The organism is Azospirillum sp. A23 (assembly GCF_042938965.1).
GTDB classification, from domain to species: domain Bacteria; phylum Pseudomonadota; class Alphaproteobacteria; order Azospirillales; family Azospirillaceae; genus Azospirillum; species Azospirillum melinis.
On the sequence record NZ_CP170667.1, the window covers coordinates 2,181,194 to 2,198,294 of the forward strand.

The window sequence follows — 17,101 nt, forward strand, 5'->3', positions numbered from 1 at the left end:
CGGGACACCACGATGCCGCTGACCACGCCCGCCATCCTGTCCGCGCTGACCGGCGCCTGGCGGCTGGCCCGCTTCGACCGGACGGGGATGGAGTTCTTCGACCGCACGCCGGACGGTGCGCTGAATTCCTTCTACGCCGCCCTGGTGGTGCTGCCCGCCTATGCGCTGCTGCTGGCGATCCGCCTGTGGGACCAGCTGGACGGCACCCCGGTCCTGCAACTGGTGACGGTGGAGGGCATCGCCTACGTCGTCAGCTGGACCGCCTTCCCGCTCGCCCTGTTCCGCATAGCGGCGCTGCTGGGCAAGGAACAGCTCTATCCCGGCGCGCTCACCGCCTACAACTGGTCGGCGGTGGTGCAGATGGGGATCTATCTGCCGGCCATCCTGCTGTCCGCCACCGGCCTGCTGCCGTCCGGCGTGTCCGAAGCGCTGGTCTTCGGCGTCATGATGGCGATGCTGACCTACCAGTGGTTCGTCCTGCGCACCGCCCTGTCGCTGTCGGGTCTGGCTGCGGCGGCACTGGTGATGCTGGACCTGTTCCTATCTGCCGCGATCAGCGATCTGGCGGACGGAATGCTGTGAACAGGGTGTCGTGAGGGCCAAGGAAGCCCTCACGACACCCTGCCCCGCCATTACCCCTGCGTGCTGACGCCCGCGTCGGCGAAGGTCGCCATGCCGGCGTGGCAGGCGACGGCGGACTTGACGATGTTGATCGCCAGCGCCGCACCGGACCCCTCGCCCAGCCGCATGCCGAGATCGAGCAGCGGCTCCTTGCCGATCAGTTGCATCAGGCGGGTGTGGCCCGGCTCGACCGAGCGGTGGGCGACCATGCAATGGTCGAGCGCGCGGCGGTCGGCCTTGTAGAGCACCGCGGCGGCGGCGGTGCAGGCGAAGCCGTCGAGCAGGACCGGAACGCGGGCGACGCGGGCGGCCAGGATGGCGCCGGCGATGGCGGCGAACTCGTAGCCGCCCAGGCAGCGCAGCGCCTCGAACGGGTCGTCCTTGGCCTGCGGGTTGGCGGCGACGCCGGCCTCGACCGCGGCGATCTTGCGGGCGAGCCCTTCGTCGTCGATGCCGGTGCCGCGGCCGGTCCAGTCGGCCGCCTCGCCGCCGAACAGGGCGAGGCAGAGCGCCGCCGCCGAAGTCGAGTTGGCGATGCCCATCTCGCCCAGCGACAGCAGCTGGACGCCCATCTCCACCGCCATCATGCCGTAGGCCATGGTGCGGCAGCACTCCTCCTCACCCATGGCCGGGCCCTGGGTGAAGTCGGCGGTCGGGTTCTCCAGGTCCAGCTCGTAGACGCGCAGGTCGGCGTCGGCCACCTCGCAGAGCTGGTTGACCGCCGCCCCGCCGTTCTGGAAGTTGGCGACCATCTGCACCGTCACCTCGGCCGGATAGGCCGAGACGCCGCGGGCGGCCACGCCATGGTTGCCGGCGAAGACGGCGACGCGCGGACGGCGGGCTTCGGCCGGGTGCTGGCCCTGCCAGGTCGCCATCCACTGCGCGATCTCCTCCAGCCGGCCGAGCGAGCCCGCCGGCTTGGTCAGCTGCCGTTCGCGCTGGAGGGCCGCGGTGCCGGCCTCCAGGTCGGGGCCGGGCAGGTTGCGCACGAGCGCGCGGATTTCCTCGAAGGTGACGGCGGGCTGCTGGTTGCTCATGATCGGTCCTGAGGGGTGAGCGCCAAAAACGGCGCGACCTTGCACCCATCCGGCCATCAAGTCAAAGCGCCAGCGTAGGGCATTATGCCGCCTTGGAGACCGCGTCGGTTCCGGCAGCGCCCGCAGTGGCGGACGCCACCGGCGTCGCCGATTCAGAACCGACGATGCGGCCCAGACCGAGGCCGAAGCCCACAGCGACGCCGGTGCCCGACGACTGGTCGGTGCGCACCGGCTCGTCGCGCATGCGGCAATGCTCCTTGTCGCGCAGGCGGGCCGGGCGGCCGCTGACGCTGTCGACCTCGTCCGGCGTCTCCAGCGCGTTCAGCGCCAGCACCTGATAGATCGACAGCGGCGTGCCGTTCAGCGCCTTGGCCGGGGCCGTCGGCACCTGGGTGGTGAAGCCGTCCGGCATGTCCTGCTTGCGCACCGCGTCGTTCGCCACCTGGGCCGGGGCGAAATTCGCCATCGGGTTCTCGGAGAATTTCGAGGCGAAGCGGTCATAGATCTCCTTCAGCGACTTCGCCTTGCCGGTGGCCTTGTCGTAGAAGACGTTCTTGTTGGCGGCGGCGGCGTCGGGGAAGACGTCGCGGGCGGTCCGGCCGGGGTTCTCCTGCATCGCGTTCAGGAACTTCGACGCGCCGCCGGCCCCCAGGAAATGCGCCATGTACAGCTCGGTCGAGCCGATCTTGCCGTCTACCGTCTCTTCCAGATACTCCTTGTTGTCGCGGGTGTATTCCGCGGCCATCAGGGCCGACGCGGTCGGGTCCTTGCGCAGATCCAGGATCTCCTTCTTCATCTCCGGATCGGAGACATAGGGCCGGCCGTCGCCACGGGTCTGGATGGCGTTGGCGTATTTGCCATAGCCGTGGTCGGCGCCATGCTCCTTCATCGTTTGCAGCCAGGTGCTGTCGATGAACTGGTAGAGCCCCGTCGCCGAGGAGGAGGAGGACTTTACGTCCGTGCGGTAGCCGCTCTCCACGGCAGCTTTTTCCATGAGGTAGGAAAAATCGACCCCCGTCTTCGCGCTGGCATTGCGCACCGCAGCCTCCACAGTGGCCGGCCCGCGCGAGGCGCTGGCGGCCTGGGTGGCGGCGTTGCTGGGATTGCCGAGGGCGGAAGCGTAGGTCATGGGTCGATCCCCGTGTGAAAGCCCCGATGGGAGGCAGCCTCTCCTATGCAGACGCCGTGCCAGTCGGGAGAAGGCTTGATGCCGCCCTGCCGCGGGCCTAGCCTTGACGATGCGGATGGACGCGGCATCCCGCCCTCTCGCCAAGCGCCATCCGATGCTGTATGTTAACCTATAGGTAAACAAAACAATCCGCCCTCTACAAATCCGCCCTGGGAGACTCGCTCCGCCATGACCTACACCGCTCCGGTCGACGATCTGCGCTTCGTCCTGAACGAGGTGGTCGGCCTCGACGCCATCGCCGCCCTGCCCCATTGCGACAGCGCCGCCCCCGATCTGGTCGACGCCATCCTGGAGGAGGCCGGCAAATTCGCCTCCGGCGTGCTCGCCCCGCTGAACCGGGTGGGCGACAAGGAAGGGGCCAAGCTGGAGAACGGCGTCGTCCGCACCGCGACCGGCTGGAAGGAGGCCTACGGCCAGTTCACCGAAGCCGGTTGGAACAGCCTGCCCTTTGAGCCGGAGTATGGCGGACAGGGCCTGCCCTGGACGGTCGCCTTCGCGGTCAACGAGATGTGGCAGGCCGCCAACCTGTCCTTCGGCCTGTGCCCGCTGCTGACCCAGGGTGCCGTCGACCTGCTGACCGAGCATGCGAGCGCGGAGCAGAAGGCGGTCTATCTGTCGAAGATGATCTCCGGCGAATGGACCGGGACGATGAACCTGACCGAGCCGCAGGCGGGCAGCGACCTCGCCGCGGTGCGGACCAAGGCGGTGCGGGCCGGCGACGGCAGCTATCGCATCACCGGGCAGAAGATCTTCATCACCTATGGCGAGCATGACCTGACGGAGAACATCGTCCATCTGGTGCTGGCCCGCCTGCCCGACGCCCCGGCCGGCATCAAGGGCATCAGCCTGTTCATCGTGCCGAAGTTCCTGCCCAATGCCGACGGCACGCCGGGCCAGCGCAACGACCTGCGCTGCGCCAGCCTGGAGCACAAGCTGGGCATCATGGCCAGCCCGACCGCTGTCATGGCGTATGGCGACGACGAGGGCGCCATCGGTTACCTCGTCGGCGAGGAGAATCGCGGCATCGAATACATGTTCACGATGATGAACAACGCCCGGCTCGGCGTCGGCATCCAGGGCGTCGCGATTGCCGAGCGCGCCTATCAGCAGGCCCGCGACTACGCCAAGAGCCGCGTGCAGAGCAAGGATCTGGCCGATCCCAAGGGCTCCGGCGTCGCCATCATCAAGCATCCGGACGTGCGCCGCATGCTGCTGGACATGCGCGCCAAGACCGAGGCGGCGCGGGCGCTGGCGCTCTATGCCGGCACGCAGCTCGACATTTCCCGCCACCACGAGGATCCGGCGGTGCGGGCTGCCGCCACGGCGCGGGTCGATGTGCTGACCCCCATCGTCAAGGCGTGGTCGACCGACATCGGCTGCGAGGTCGCCTCCACCGGCGTGCAGATCCATGGCGGCATGGGCTTCATCGAGGAGACTGGCGCCGCCCAGCATTACCGCGACGCCCGCATCACTCCGATCTATGAGGGCACCAACGGCATCCACGGCAACGACCTGACCTTCCGCAAGACCGGCCGCGACAAGGGCGCGGCCGCCCGCGCCTTCGTCGCCGACATGCGGGCGACGGTGGCGGAGCTGGGTACCGCCCCCGGCGACGACCTCGCGGTAATCCGGACCGAGCTGTCGGCCGGGCTCGATGCGCTGGACCGGGCCATCGACTGGATGGTCGCGACCCAGGCGGAGGGCGACCTGCAAGGGGCCGCCGCCGGTGCGGTGGCCTACCTGAAGCTGTGGGGCACGGTCGCCGGCGGCTGGATGCTCGCCCGCTCGGCGATGAAGGCGATGGAGGGCATGCACCAGCCCGGCGCCAACGCCTCCTTCCTGGAAACAAAGCTGATCGTCGCGCGCTTCTATGCCGAGCAGGTTCTGGCGACCGCCCCGGCCCTGCTGCCGACCATCGCCAGCGCCCGCAACACGGTGATGGCGCTGAGCGAGGAGCAGTTCTAACCGAAATTTCCGGCCCCTCTCTCCAGGCGGGAGAGGGGCTTTCCCTGCGTTGCCCACCCCGATCCTTCCATCGGCTCCCGACAGTCCCGCTTTTTCGGGGAGCTTTGTTATCGCCTATCGAATGAGCATGGTCCTAATGGCCAACTGAACATCCTTGTTATCGGTGATAGCGTCATATTGTTCGCATCACCAACAAAGATGAAGTCGAAAGCCATGACAAGCACGGAGACTCAGACCGAGACTCATACGGGCAGTTGCTTCTGCGGCGCGGTGGAGGTGGAGGTCACCGGCTCGCCGGAAGCCATGGGCTATTGCCATTGCCGGTCCTGCCGTTCCTGGTCCGGTGGCCCGGTCAACGCCTTCACCCTGTGGAAGCCCGACGCCGTGCGCGTGACCGCCGGCGCCGAACATCTCGCGACCTTCCAGAAGACGCCGGTCAGCCAGCGCCAATATTGCGCGAAGTGCGGCGGGCATCTGATGACCAATCACCCGCCGCTCGGCCTCGTGGACGTCTTCTCCGCGACCCTGCCGACCCTGCCCTTCGCCCCCGCCGTCCACGTCAACTATGCCGAGACCGTGCTGCCGATGCGGGACGGCCTGCCGAAGCTGAAGGACTTCCCGGCCGAGTTCGGCGGTTCCGGCGAAACGATGGCAGAGTAGCGGCAACCTTCACCAATAACGCATCGCATCCACGTACAGCCCGCGCAGGTCGTCCTCCGACACCGGGCGCGGGGCGATGGTCAGCAGGCGTTGCTGGGCGGCGGCGCCCTTGACCAGTCCCGGAATGTCGGCCTCGCCATAGCCGAGCGCCGACAGCCCGTTGGGCAGGCCGGTCGCCCGCATCATTCCGATCAGCCGGGTCGCCAGCAACTCGCCGCCATCCTCCGGCGACGCACCGCGCACGTCCGCCCCCAGCGCCTCGGCGGCGCGCAGATGGGCCTCAGGGGCGGCCGGGCCGGTGAAACGGAAGGCGGCGGGGGCGTTCAGCACCACCGAGATGCCGTGCGGCACCATCGGGTCCACCGTTTCGTAACCCGTTGCGGTGAAGCTGTGGTTCATCCCGGCCACCGAATAGGACATGGCGTGCGGGATGTGCACCCCGGCATTGCCGAAGGCCAGACCGGCCAGCGTCGCGGCGAACATCAGCGCGTCGCGGGCTTCCGCGCAATCCGGGTCGTTGACCGCCCGTTCCAGCCATTGCCCGCCCAGCCGGATCGCTTGCAGGCTGCCGATGTCGGACCACGGGTTGGCGCCCTGGTAGGGCGGGCGGGCCGTCGGCTGCTCGGGACGCGGGCGGGAGCGGAAGGGGCGCGCGGTGTGGCTTTCGATGGCATGGGTCAGCACGTCGAAGCCGGTGGCGGCGATGGCCCCGGGCGGCAGGCTGTCGATGGTGCGCGGATCGACCACGGCGAGGCTCGGCCGCAGGTAGCGCGACGAGATACCGGTCTTCACCTGCTTTTCCGCATGGTCGAAGATGGCGACGCCGGTGGTCTCGCTGCCGGTGCCGCAGGTGGTCGGGCAGGCGATGTGCGGCTTGACCGGGCCGGGCACCGGGATGCCCTCGCCCAGCGGCTTGTTGACGTAGGCGAGGAAGTCGGCCGGGTGGGTGGCGTAGAGGTTCGCCGCCTTGGCGGTGTCGATCACCGATCCGCCGCCGATGGAGACATAGCCGTCGAAACCGCCGTCCCGCGCGAAATCGGCGGCGTCGAGGAAGGAGGCGCTGGTCGGCTCCACCCGGCAGCGGTCGAAGACCACCGGATCGACGCCCGCCCGCTTCAGCCCATCGAGCGCCATGGCGAAGGGCGCCGTCGCCGCCACCCGCGGGTCGGTGAACAGCGCCACCCGCGTCATGCCCAGCGACAGCGCGTCGCCGCCCAGCTCCGCCAGCATGCCGGGGCCGAACTTCATCCGCGCCGCCTCGACGGTGAAGCCCTCTTCACCGTCGGGCAGGATGGGATAGGCGTTGCCGTGCGTGTCGCTTGCCATGAGCGCTGCTCCTCCGGTGGCGGGGGGCCGGATTTCCGCTCCGGCCCATCCTTCACCGTATGGGAGCGTCCCCCGCCCGGCCTGTCAATGCGTCCGTTGGTCCAACAGAGTGTCTGTGGGCAGAGTGTCCGCAGGCGACAGCGGCGGTTCCATCGGCGGCTCGGGCGGCGTGCCGGCCGCGGGCGGGCGCAGCAGCCGCTGATAGAGCCAGCCGGTGCCGACCAGACAGAGGCCGAGACCGAGGAAGGAGGCGACGCGGTACATCCCTTCCAGGTCCGACATGTCGCTGAGGAACACCTTGGCGACCACCGCCAGCACGAGAACAAGCCCGGCATGGCGCATCCAGCCCCAGCCGAAGCGGATGCCCACCACCAGCATCCCCACCGCGAACAGCAGGAAGCCGGCCGAATAGCTGTACCATTCGGCGTCCGACATCTCGTAGCCGGACAGCACCGGCCCCTGGAAGGAACGGCGGATCTCCAGGGCCAGATTGGTGGCGATCAGCAGCAGCGGCAGCACCGGGGCGGCACTGCGCAGGGCCGCCGACGGCGGCGGGTCGTACCACAGATAGACCAGCCCCAGCAGGGCCGGCGCGCCATAGGCCAGCAGCAGCCGGTTGACCACCGGCCAGTTCCCCACCCACTCGTCGTTCCACAGCGGGTTCAGCGCCACCAGATGCAGGAACAGGGCGGCGGTGACCGCCATCAGCACCAGGAAACGCCGGCCCCACACCGCGACGGTCCGCGCGCTCCACCGCCGGTCGGCCGCCAGCAGCAGGGCAAGGCCGAGCCAGGACAGGGTGTGCAGCGCCACCTCCGCCAGACTGGACGGCGCCTCCTGCAGGCTGCCGGCCATCCAGCGATGGATGCCCAGTGACAGCATCAGCGTGGTGAAGATCAGGGCGCCGGCCTCCAGCACCATCACCACCAGATCGTCGCCTTTCCCGCCGGGAGCGGTCCGCATCCAGCGCGCCGCCACGAGGAAGCCCAGCGCCGGCAGGCCATAGCCGTAGGCGATCCAGCCATAGCCCTCGTAATCCAGCACGGAGGGGTTGATCGCCAGCCGGACCAGCACCGCGGCCGCCACCAGCAGGGCGACGCCGCGCAGTTCGCGCAAGCTCAGCTGCCGCTCCAGCCACGCCAGCACCGGAACCTGCATCGCCAGCGCGACGGTCAGCCACGCCTCCTGCAAGACCATGGTGGCGCCGAGCGCGATGGCGCCGGTGGCCCCGGCGGCGAAGGCGGCCAGCCCCAGCGAGGCGCCCGGCCGGTGGCGGTGACGGCCCAGCGGCGTGGTGGCGCCGACCAGCAGCGCCGCCAGCCCGAGTGCCGCCGCCGGCCAGCCGATGGCGGTCTCCGGCGGCTCCACCAGCGCATAGGCCAGCGTCAGCAGGGCGAGCGGCACCAGCGCCGAGATCGAGGCCCACAGCGCCGCCCGACGCGCGTCCCACAGGGCGACGAAGCCGCCGATCCCGAACAGGGCGGCGAATCCGCCGGCGATCCACAGGAAATGCGCGACCGCCGCCGGATAGCCGGCCGGATCGACGACGATCAGCGGCTGACCATCGGCATTCAGCGGCGGCGGGCTGGCCGGCACATAGGGCAGGCTCCAGGGCGCCAGCGACAGCAGCACGCTCAGCGCCGCGATCCAGGCGACGCCGGCGATTCGTTCCGTCCGCCGCCCGCCGACCATCGCCAGCAGGGCGAACAGCCCGAGGACGACCTGCGACACCGATCCATGGGAGTCGATCCAGGTGACGGCGGCGACCAGCACACCGAACACCGTCATCGCCGTCATCGCCAGCCGGTCGGCGGGATGACGCTGCTTGCGCCGGACCCAGTCGGGCAAAGCCGTGCGCCAGCCGGTGGCAGGGGCCGGCTCCGGCAGCGTCCCGTCCAGCACGCCGCGCACCGCCGGCACCAGGAACAGCGCCGAGGTCAGCAACAGATAGACGCCGGTCGGCAGCTCGTCGCCGCTGCGCCAGGGATCGATCATCCACAACAGCGGCCACAGCGCGGCACCGGCCAGCGCGCCCCAGCCGAGCCAGCGCCAGCCGCGATACAGCACCACCCCCATCCCGGCACCGTTCAGCGCCAGCAGATAGGCGAACAGGCTCCAGGCGTCCGGGTTGCCGGTGGACACCAGAAGGGGCGAGACATAGCCGGCCAGCAGCCCCAGCGCGGCGATGAGCGGTCCTTGCAGCAGCGACAGGCCGATGGCGGCCAGCGACAGGCCGGCCAGCAGCGCGAAGGCGACCAGCGGGGCGAACAGGCCGAACAGGGCGAAGCCGCCATAGACGCTGATGAAGGCGGTGAACAGGCCGGCGGCGGTCAGGGCCGGCGGCACGTAATCCGGCTGCAAGGCGGCGACGGCGCGCTGCATCGGGCGGCGGCGCAGCCACTCGCCCCCCACCATCAGCCCCAGACCGGCAAGCAGCCCCAGCGCGACGCGGACCGACGGCCCGAGCCAGCCGTGATCGACCGACAGCTTGATGAAGAAGGCCGCCGCCAGCGCCATGGTGCCGCCGCCGAGCCAGATCAGCCAGCGCGAGGCCAGCGAGTCCTCCAGCTCGCGCCACCCCGTCCGCGCTGCCGCGGTTGCTGCCGGGGCCACGGGTTGCGGAGTCGTCTGCAGGATTGGCGGTGGCACCGGCTCTTCCGCCTCGGATGCGAAGACCGGTTCGCCGACCGCCTCCGGCGGCGCCTCGACCTCCGGGACCGCGGCCTCGGCGGGTGCGGCTTCCGCTGCCGCTTGCGGTGGCAGGGCGCCGGTCAGCGCCTTGTCCAGCCGGCCGCGCAGAAGGGCAATCTCCGCCGCCTGGACCTTCAGCCGCCGGTCGAGCCGGTGGGTGATGAAGCCGAAAATCAGCAGAAGGACAACGAACTCCATGACCGCACCGCCTGCACGCCGTTGCCCCGCCTTCGGGGACGTTTCGTGGCAGGATAGCTGTGCAACAATGCACTGTCTCGGTCGTGCTGGAGGCTCCCCCAATGGAGAGTCCCGCCGACGAGCGGCAGCCGTTTCAGGGCTGGAGCGCTTGCAGCCGCGCCATCGTCGCCAGCGCGTCGTCGACGGCATGGAAGTCGGCGGTGTTGTCGAAGACGCACCAGACCGGCCGCAGCGCCGCCTCCACCACCAGCCTTTCAGCCAGGGCATCCAGCACCGCGGGTTCGTAGGCCGAGCGGTACATCACCGGCGATCCGTGCAGCCGCCAGTAGCGCAGCCCGTCCCAGCCGCCCGGCTCGCCCGCTCCCGCCACCGGGGCGGGGTCGGCGCCGACGCGGGCGACACGGTGGGCGACCAGCAACGCCTCGGCCGCGTCGGTGAACCAGCTGGCGTGGCGCGGCTCGCACACCACATCGCCGTCGAATCGGGCGCGCAGCAGCGTGAAGAAGTCCTCCGCCACCGCCCGGTCGAAGCGCAGGCTGGGCGGCAGTTGCACCAGCAGTGGACCGAAACGGTCGCCCAGCATCCCCGCCTCGGCCAGGAAGCGGTCGAGTGCCGCTTCCGAGCCGACCAGCCGGGCCTCGTGGCTGATCGCCTTGGGCAGCTTCACCGCGAAGCGGAACCCGAGCGGAGTCGAGGCCGCCCAGCGCGCCCAGGTCTCAGGCTTGTGCGGGCGGTAGAAGCTGCTGTTCACCTCGGTCATCGGCATGACGCGGGCGGTGCGCTCCAGATGGGTGCCGTCCACGGGAAAGGCGGGGGCCGAGAGCTTCGGGATGCTCCAGCCCGCGGTGCCGATCCGGACCGGGTGCCCCGCGGAATGCGCCATCACTCGGCCGGAAGTCCCTGGGGCGGAAGTCCCTGGGGTGGGGAGGCTCCGTCATTGTCACGGCCGCGGCGGGCACGCAGCGACTCGGCCTCCACGAAGATGCGGCGGATGATCGGGTATTGGCTGCGGATGCGGCTTTCCAGCGAACAGACGGCGTCCTCCACCTCGCGGGCGTTCAGGCTGTCCTGGAACTCCACCGACAGGTTCAGCAGCACGTCGTCCGGCCCCATATGCATGGTCAGCACATCGAGCGGGCGCTTCACCCGCGCCTCCTCGCCGACGATGCGGCGGATGCCCTCGACGACGCGGCGGTCGGCCGACTCGCCGATCAGCAGCCCCTTCGACTCGTAGGCCAGCAGCGCCGCGACGACCGCCAGCACCACGCCGATGGCGATGGAGGCGTAGGCGTCGAAGATCGGGTTGCCGGTCACCTCGCCCAGCGTCAGGCCGATGCCGGCCAGCAGCAGGCCGATCAGCGCCGCGGTGTCCTCCAGCAGCACGACGAAGACCGACGGGTTCTTCGAGCGGTGGACGGCGGACAGGATGCCGACGCCACTCTGGCCGCGGCGGAACTCGCGCAGCGCGACGACCCAGGAAAAACCTTCGAACAGCACTGCGAAGCCCAGAACGGCAAAATTCACCCAGGGGCTTTCCACCGGCTCCGGATGGGACAGCGCGTGCCAGCCGTCATAGATGGACAGGCCGGCGCCGATGCCGAACAGCAGGACGGCGACGACGAAGGACCAGAAATACACCTCGCGCCCATGGCCGAAGGGATGCTGGGGCGTCGGCGGGCGGCGGGCGCGGCGGATGCCGTAGAGCAGCAGAAGCTGGTTGCCGCTGTCGACGACGGAATGGATCGCCTCGCTGAACATGGCGGCGCTGCCGGTCATCGCGGCGGCGACGAACTTGGTCAGCGCGATCATCAGGTTGCCGCCGAGCGCTGCGAGCACGACCTTGGTGGAGCCTTCGGCCAAAACGGGACCCCTTCGCTGGAGCGGACGGACTTGCGCAGGAGCAACGTCCATCCGCCGCAGCGGTTCCCCCAGGGCTCCCTTATGCCGTCATCAAGGACCGCGCAGGGTGCGCCAGGCGCAGACCGCGGCGTAATAGACCGAGGTCGCCAGCCACAGGCCGAACAGCCAGCCCGGCCGCGCCGGCTCCAGCACCACCAGCGCGATGCAGCAGAGCAGCCAGACCGTGGTCACCGCGATGTTCAGCGCCATCAGCGCCTTGACGCGGAAGGGATGCAGGAACTTGACCGTGGTGAAGGTCAGCAGCCCCAGCGCCACCACCACAGCGGCGTTGAACCAGGGATTGAGGTCGAGCAGCCAGAGATAGAGGGCCACGACGTTCCAGATCGCCGGGAAGCCGACGAAATAATTGTCGCCGCTCTTCATCCCGACATTGGCGAAGCAGTAGAGCGCCGTCAGCAGGACCCAGGCCGCCAGCGCGATGCTGACCAGCCCCTCCGGCAGCAGGCCGAAGCGGTGCATGAACACCGCCGGCACCACGACATAGGTCAGGTAGTCGATCACCAGATCCAGCGCCGAGCCGTCGATGCCCGGCAGCACCTGCTTGACCGAAACGCGCCGGGCCAGCGTGCCGTCGACGCCGTCGACGACCAGGGCGATGCCCAGCCACATCAGGCACAGCTTGGCATCGCCCGCCGCCGCCGCGAGAAGGCCGAGCAGCCCCAGCACGGCGCCGCTGGCCGTGAAGATGTGAACGCCCCAGGCCGACAGGCGGTGGGTGATTCCGTAGGCGGCGCTCATGCCGATGTTTTCCGTGGGTGGCGAGGACAAGGCGATGACCTGAACGGGGCGGGGGCTGGAACGGTAGGCGGTGAGGCGGGCGGATTTTCTGACACAGATGGATGCAGATAAACACAGAATTGTGGGGGTACGAAACCCCCGGTTCCGCCCACGCTGACGTGCACGCCCTCTTCTCCCGGCCCGGCCCCCGATGGTCAGGCCGCCCGCACCCCGCCCTGCCGGAAGGCCGGCCGTCCGGCCAGCGCCTCGGGCATCGGCCCACCGGTCGCCCAGTCCAGCAGTTCCACCGTATGGACCACCGGAAGTCCCGTCCCGCCGGCAATCTGGGTGATGCAGCCAAGATTGCCCGCCGCCACCGCCTGGGCCTGGGTGCTCTCGATGGCCGCGACCTTGCGGCTGCGCAGCTCTCCCGCCAGTTCCGGCTGCAACATGTTGTAGGTGCCGGCCGACCCGCAGCAGAGATGCGCGTCGGGGATCTCCTTCACCAGGAAGCCGGCGGCGCGCAGCAGGGCGCGCGGCGGCTCCTTGATGCGCTGGCCGTGCTGCATGGAGCAGGCGGAGTGGTAGGCGACCGCCTGCCCGGTCCCCACCACCGGCCGGGCCAGCCCGATCTCGTCCATCAGTTCGGTAACGTCCTTGGCGAGATCCGCCACCCGCGCCGCCTTGGCGGCATAGGCGGCATCCTCGCGGAACATATGGCCGTAATCCTTGACGCTGGTGCCGCAGCCCGACGCATTGATGACGATGGCGTCGAGCCCGCCGCCCTCGATCTCTTTCGTCCAGGCGTCGATGGTCTTCTTCGCGGCGGCGTGGGCGAGATCCTCCTTGCCCATATGGTGCGTCAAGGCGCCGCAGCAGTCAGCGCCCTTCGACACCACCACCTCGACCCCATGGCGGGTCAGCAGGCGGATGGTCGCCTCGTTGATCTGCGGGGCCAGCACCTGCTGGGCGCAGCCGATCAGCAGGGCCACCCGCTTCTTCCGCGGACCCTCCGCCGGATGCACGCCGGGCCGGTCGCTGTAGCTCGGCGCCGGAACGCTGGACGGGGTCAGCGCCAGCATGGCGGACAGCCGCTTGGGCATCATCGCGCGGAAGGGCCGGCCCAGGGAGACGCCGATGGATGCCCCCAGCAGGGCCATGCGGAACAGCCGCGGGTTGGGCAGAACCCGCGCGATCAGGTCGCGCACCGCCCGGTCGGCCGGCGGGCGGCTGTGCGTCGTCTCGATATGGGCGCGGGCGTGATCGACCAGATGCATGTAATGGACGCCCGACGGGCAGGTCGTCATGCAGGACAGGCAGGACAGGCAGCGGTCGATGTGCTTGACCGTGGTTTCGGGCGGCGGGCCGCCCTTCTCCAGCATATCCTTGATCTGATAGATGCGGCCACGCGGGCTGTCCAGCTCGTCACCCAGGATGGTGTAGGTCGGGCAGGTCGCGGTGCAGAAGCCGCAATGCACGCATTTGCGCAGGATCTGCTCCGAGTCGCGGATCGCGGCGTCGGCCAGCTGGGCCAGCGAGAAGTTGGTTTGCATCGAGATCGGTCTTCCCGTTACAGCCCCGCATACATGCGGCCGGGGTTGAGGATGCCCTTGGGGTCGAAGCTTTCCTTGACCCGGCGGCTGAGCGCCATCAGCGGCTCGGGCAAGGGCTGGAACACGTCCGTCGCCGCGCGCACCGACTCGGGCGCCCGCACCAGCGTGGCATGGCCGCCGGCGGAGAGCGCGCCACGGATCGCCGCGCCTGAGTCGGGCGGTGCGGCCAGCCAGACCAGCCCGCCGCCCCAGTCGTAGAAGACCTCGACATCGCGCGTCCGGCGGATGGCCTCGACGGTGGCGGGGCCGGCCGACGGGGGAACCGAGAGTTTCCAGAGGTGGGCGTCGGTCCCAACTCCCGACAACCCCACGCCCAGCCCCGCCCCGTCCCGCACCTCGCGCCAGACCGCCAGCGACTCGTCGCGATCCAGCACGGCATCGGCCCGCAGTTCCTCGCGCAGCATGGTGACGCGCGCGGCAACCGACGGGCCGAAGCCCTCCAGCCGCACCAGCGTCGCCGCCCCGCCCACCCCCGACACCGCGGACACACCCGACCGCGCGGCGATCCCCGCCGGCAGATGGGCGGCTCCCGACACCTCGTAGGGGCTACGCAGCGCGCGGTCGAGCATCGCCACCGCCGCCTGGTCGTCCAACCCGGACAGCAGCAGGGTCGCGCTGTCCTCCGGCGCCGGCAGCACCTTCACCGTGATCTCGGTCAGCGCGGTCAGGGTGCCGAACGACCCCGCCATCAGCTTCGGCACGTCGTAGCCGGTGACGTTCTTCACCACCTTGCCGCCGCCCTTGTAGGCCTCGCCCCGGCCGCTGACCCCGGCGATGCCCAGCGTGTGGTCCCGGGCCGACCCCGCCGAGATGCGGCGCGGCCCGGCCAGCCCGCTGGCGACCAGACCGCCGAGCGTCCCTCCCTCCGGCGGCTCGAAGGCCAGATGCTGCCCGCGCTCGGCCAGCATGGCGAGGATCAGGTCCATGCGCGTGCCGGCCAGCGCCGTCAGCACCAGCTCCTCCGGCTCATAGGCGATGACGCCGGACAGGCCCGACAGGTCGAGCGCGTGGCCGGCCTGCACCGGGCGGCCCAGCCCGCGGCGGCTGCCGCTGCCCAGGATCTCCAGCGGCTCACCGGCCGACAGCGCCCAGCGCACCGCGTCGGTCACCTGCGCGGCGGTTTCCGGCTTCAAGGTGGTGATGGTCATGGCGAGCGGCGGCCCCTCAGAAGCGCGGGATGTCGGGGAAGCGCAGTTCCCCCTGGTGGACGTGCAGCCGGCCAAGCTCGGCGCAGCGGTGCAGCGTGGGAAAGACCTTGCCGGGGTTCAGCAGACCGTCGGGGTCGAAGGCGCATTTCAGCCGCTGCTGCTGCTGCAAATCGGCCTCGTCGAACTGGTCGGTCATCAGGTCGCGCTTCTCGACCCCGACGCCATGTTCGCCGGTCAGCACACCGCCGACCTCGACGCACAGGCGCAGGATGTTGTTGCCGAACTCCTCCGCCGCCTCCAGCTCGCCCGGCTTGTTGGCATCGTAGAGGATCAGCGGATGCAGATTGCCGTCGCCGGCATGGAAGACGTTGGCGACGCGCAGGCCGCAGCGGTCCGACATCTCCTGCATCCGTTGCAGCACCAGCGGCAGCGCCTTGCGCGGGATGGTGCCGTCCATGCAGTAGTAGTCGGGGCTGATCCGCCCCACCGCCGGAAAGGCGGCCTTGCGCCCGGCCCAGAAGGCCAGCCGCTCCTCCTCGCTCTTCGACACGCGGGCATAGCAGGCGCCCTTGTCGCGGGCGATGGCCTCGACCCGGTCGATCAGATGGTCGACCTCCGCCGCCGGGCCATCCAGCTCGACGATCAGCAGCGCCTCGACGTCCAGCGGATAGCCGGCATGGACGAAGGCCTCCGCCGCGTGGATGGCCGGGCGGTCCATCATCTCCATGCCGCCGGGGATGATGCCGGCGGCAATGATCGCCGCCACGCAGTCGCCGCCCTGCTCGCTGCTGGGAAAACCCAGCAGCACCGCACGGGCGGTCGCCGGCTTCTTCAATATGCGCACGGTGACCTCGGTCACCACGCCGAGCAGCCCTTCCGACCCGGTGACGATGCCCATCAGGTCGTAGCCGCCGGCGTCCAGATGCTTGCCGCCCAGCCGCAGGATGGTGCCGTCGATCAGCACCATCTCCAGCCCCAGCACATTGTTGGTGGTCAGCCCGTATTTCAGGCAGTGCACGCCGCCGGAATTCTCGGCGATGTTGCCGCCGATGGTGCAGGCGATCTGGCTGGACGGATCGGGGGCGTAATAGAACCCCTCATGCGCGACCGCGTTGGAGATGCCGAGGTTGGTCACCCCCGGCTGCACGGTGACACACCGATTCGCATAGTCGATGTCGAGGATGCGCTTGAACTTGCCCATGCCGAGGAGCACGCCGTCGGCCAGCGGCAGGGCTCCGCCCGACAGCGAGGTGCCGGCGCCACGCGGCACCACCTTCACCCCCATCGCCTTGCAGGCTTTGAGGACCTGAGACACCTGCTCCACCGTGCTGGGCAGCACGGCGACCATCGGCAGCTGGCGGTAGGCGGTCAGCCCGTCGCACTCGTAGGCGCGCAGTTCGTTCTCGTCGACGATCACGCCTTCGCCGGGAACGATGGCGCGCAACGCCTCCACGATCTCCCGGCGGCGGGCGATCACCCCGCTGTCCGGCACCGGCATCTTCATGGCGGGCGGTCCTTATCCCGTTGCGGCGAACTCGTCCGCCACACGTACCATCCGCCGCAACCTTAAGACAAGACGATGCCGCTCCCGACCCATCCGGCCGGAACCGTCCCGCGGAAAGCGCAGACCACAAAACGCAAGAGCCGCACCCGAAGGCGCGGCTCTTGCGTAAACACCCGATGACGGAGAGGCTGGGCGCGATGCCCGGCCTCGCAGTCGATCGACCCTTGCGGATCGATCAGCCCTGGCGGGCCTTGAAACGGGGGTTCTGCTTGTTGATGACGTAGACGCGGCCCTTGCGGCGGATCACGCGGCAGGCCTTATGGCGCGTCTTCATCGACTTCAGGGAGTTGACGATTTTCATGATGCTGTTCCTGAACGCTCGGCGGCTCGATTGAAGGCGCGCACCATAGTGCGGTGCCCACCAACTGTCAACGCTCGGGAACGCTCCGAAAAAGACCTCCCTGCCGCTCGGCATTTCCCACCCCATCCGCCCCGCCGGAACGACAGATACG

At 69.6% G+C, this 17,101-nt stretch carries 14 protein-coding genes; 3 read left to right on the plus strand and 11 right to left on the minus strand.

Annotated features, from left to right (window positions below):
• Positions 1 to 12 precede the first annotated feature (12 nt).
• Complete coding sequence (locus tag ABNQ40_RS27690; protein ID WP_174472665.1) at positions 13 to 582, plus strand: hypothetical protein; 570 nt, start codon at positions 13 to 15, stop codon at positions 580 to 582.
• 50 nt (positions 583 to 632) lie between these two features.
• On the opposite strand, the gene cobT is transcribed toward ABNQ40_RS27690, so the two are convergent.
• Together cobT and ABNQ40_RS27700 are read right to left on the minus strand one after the other, a co-directional pair.
• The gene (gene cobT / locus ABNQ40_RS27695; protein ID WP_174472664.1) at positions 633 to 1,658 is read right to left on the minus strand and encodes a nicotinate-nucleotide--dimethylbenzimidazole phosphoribosyltransferase; all 1,026 of its coding nucleotides are present in this window, start codon (positions 1,656 to 1,658) and stop codon (positions 633 to 635) included.
• Between the two features lie 82 nt (positions 1,659 to 1,740).
• Complete coding sequence (locus tag ABNQ40_RS27700; protein WP_391347998.1) at positions 1,741 to 2,787, minus strand: transglycosylase SLT domain-containing protein; 1,047 nt, start codon at positions 2,785 to 2,787, stop codon at positions 1,741 to 1,743.
• A 228-nt stretch (positions 2,788 to 3,015) separates the two neighbouring features.
• On the opposite strand from ABNQ40_RS27700, the gene ABNQ40_RS27705 reads away from it, so the two are divergent.
• Positions 3,016 to 4,812 (plus strand): acyl-CoA dehydrogenase, encoded by a 1,797-nt coding sequence (locus tag ABNQ40_RS27705; RefSeq protein WP_391348001.1) that lies wholly within the window; start codon positions 3,016 to 3,018, stop codon positions 4,810 to 4,812.
• Between the two features lie 213 nt (positions 4,813 to 5,025).
• Positions 5,026 to 5,472 carry a GFA family protein gene (locus ABNQ40_RS27710; RefSeq protein WP_109449946.1) on the plus strand — a complete coding sequence of 149 codons (447 nt, stop codon included), beginning with the start codon at positions 5,026 to 5,028 and terminating at the stop codon, positions 5,470 to 5,472.
• Between the two features lie 9 nt (positions 5,473 to 5,481).
• Here the strand turns inward: ABNQ40_RS27710 and ABNQ40_RS27715 are convergent, their stop codons facing one another.
• The 9 genes from ABNQ40_RS27715 to ykgO all read right to left on the minus strand — a co-directional run bounded on the left by ABNQ40_RS27715 (position 5,482) and on the right by ykgO (position 16,950).
• Entirely contained in the window at positions 5,482 to 6,798 is a 1,317-nt protein-coding gene (locus ABNQ40_RS27715) for a hydroxyacid-oxoacid transhydrogenase (RefSeq protein WP_109047296.1), read from the minus strand.
• Positions 6,799 to 6,882: 84 nt separating this feature from the next.
• The gene (locus tag ABNQ40_RS27720) at positions 6,883 to 9,687 is read right to left on the minus strand and encodes a DUF2339 domain-containing protein (RefSeq protein ID WP_109047297.1); all 2,805 of its coding nucleotides are present in this window, start codon (positions 9,685 to 9,687) and stop codon (positions 6,883 to 6,885) included.
• A gap of 133 nt (positions 9,688 to 9,820) precedes the next feature.
• A complete protein-coding gene (locus tag ABNQ40_RS27725; protein ID WP_109047298.1) occupies positions 9,821 to 10,570 on the minus strand; it encodes a DUF72 domain-containing protein in 750 nt (249 codons plus the stop codon).
• The gene (locus ABNQ40_RS27730; protein ID WP_109047299.1) at positions 10,570 to 11,547 is read right to left on the minus strand and encodes a cation diffusion facilitator family transporter; all 978 of its coding nucleotides are present in this window, start codon (positions 11,545 to 11,547) and stop codon (positions 10,570 to 10,572) included. Before ABNQ40_RS27730 ends, ABNQ40_RS27725 begins: the two co-directional genes overlap by 1 nt.
• Before the next feature lie 90 nt (positions 11,548 to 11,637).
• Positions 11,638 to 12,345 carry a phosphatidylcholine synthase gene (pcsA, locus tag ABNQ40_RS27735; RefSeq protein WP_098740557.1) on the minus strand — a complete coding sequence of 236 codons (708 nt, stop codon included), beginning with the start codon at positions 12,343 to 12,345 and terminating at the stop codon, positions 11,638 to 11,640.
• Positions 12,346 to 12,539: 194 nt separating this feature from the next.
• Positions 12,540 to 13,877, minus strand: a complete 1,338-nt coding sequence (glcF, locus tag ABNQ40_RS27740) for a glycolate oxidase subunit GlcF (protein WP_109047300.1) — start codon at positions 13,875 to 13,877, stop codon at positions 12,540 to 12,542.
• A 17-nt stretch (positions 13,878 to 13,894) separates the two neighbouring features.
• On the minus strand, positions 13,895 to 15,085 hold the full coding sequence (gene glcE / locus ABNQ40_RS27745) for a glycolate oxidase subunit GlcE (protein WP_109047301.1): 1,191 nt from the start codon (positions 15,083 to 15,085) through the stop codon (positions 13,895 to 13,897).
• A gap of 16 nt (positions 15,086 to 15,101) precedes the next feature.
• The gene (locus tag ABNQ40_RS27750; protein WP_109047302.1) at positions 15,102 to 16,589 is read right to left on the minus strand and encodes an FAD-linked oxidase C-terminal domain-containing protein; all 1,488 of its coding nucleotides are present in this window, start codon (positions 16,587 to 16,589) and stop codon (positions 15,102 to 15,104) included.
• 235 nt (positions 16,590 to 16,824) lie between these two features.
• Positions 16,825 to 16,950, minus strand: coding sequence for a type B 50S ribosomal protein L36 (gene ykgO / locus ABNQ40_RS27755; protein WP_012973122.1), 126 nt, complete (start codon positions 16,948 to 16,950; stop codon positions 16,825 to 16,827).
• Between the last annotated feature and the right edge of the window lie 151 nt (positions 16,951 to 17,101).

Coding starts and splice junctions, on each gene's coding strand:
- ABNQ40_RS27690 (WP_174472665.1), top strand. CDS start 13: ATGCCGCTGACCACGCCCGCCATCCTGTCCGCGCTGACCGGCGCCTGG.
- cobT (WP_174472664.1), bottom strand. CDS start 1,658: ATGAGCAACCAGCAGCCCGCCGTCACCTTCGAGGAAATCCGCGCGCTC.
- ABNQ40_RS27700 (WP_391347998.1), bottom strand. CDS start 2,787: ATGACCTACGCTTCCGCCCTCGGCAATCCCAGCAACGCCGCCACCCAG.
- ABNQ40_RS27705 (WP_391348001.1), top strand. CDS start 3,016: ATGACCTACACCGCTCCGGTCGACGATCTGCGCTTCGTCCTGAACGAG.
- ABNQ40_RS27710 (WP_109449946.1), top strand. CDS start 5,026: ATGACAAGCACGGAGACTCAGACCGAGACTCATACGGGCAGTTGCTTC.
- ABNQ40_RS27715 (WP_109047296.1), bottom strand. CDS start 6,798: ATGGCAAGCGACACGCACGGCAACGCCTATCCCATCCTGCCCGACGGT.
- ABNQ40_RS27720 (WP_109047297.1), bottom strand. CDS start 9,687: ATGGAGTTCGTTGTCCTTCTGCTGATTTTCGGCTTCATCACCCACCGG.
- ABNQ40_RS27725 (WP_109047298.1), bottom strand. CDS start 10,570: ATGGCGCATTCCGCGGGGCACCCGGTCCGGATCGGCACCGCGGGCTGG.
- pcsA (WP_098740557.1), bottom strand. CDS start 12,345: ATGAGCGCCGCCTACGGAATCACCCACCGCCTGTCGGCCTGGGGCGTT.
- glcF (WP_109047300.1), bottom strand. CDS start 13,877: ATGCAAACCAACTTCTCGCTGGCCCAGCTGGCCGACGCCGCGATCCGC.
- glcE (WP_109047301.1), bottom strand. CDS start 15,085: ATGACCATCACCACCTTGAAGCCGGAAACCGCCGCGCAGGTGACCGAC.
- ABNQ40_RS27750 (WP_109047302.1), bottom strand. CDS start 16,589: ATGAAGATGCCGGTGCCGGACAGCGGGGTGATCGCCCGCCGCCGGGAG.
- ykgO (WP_012973122.1), bottom strand. CDS start 16,950: ATGAAAATCGTCAACTCCCTGAAGTCGATGAAGACGCGCCATAAGGCC.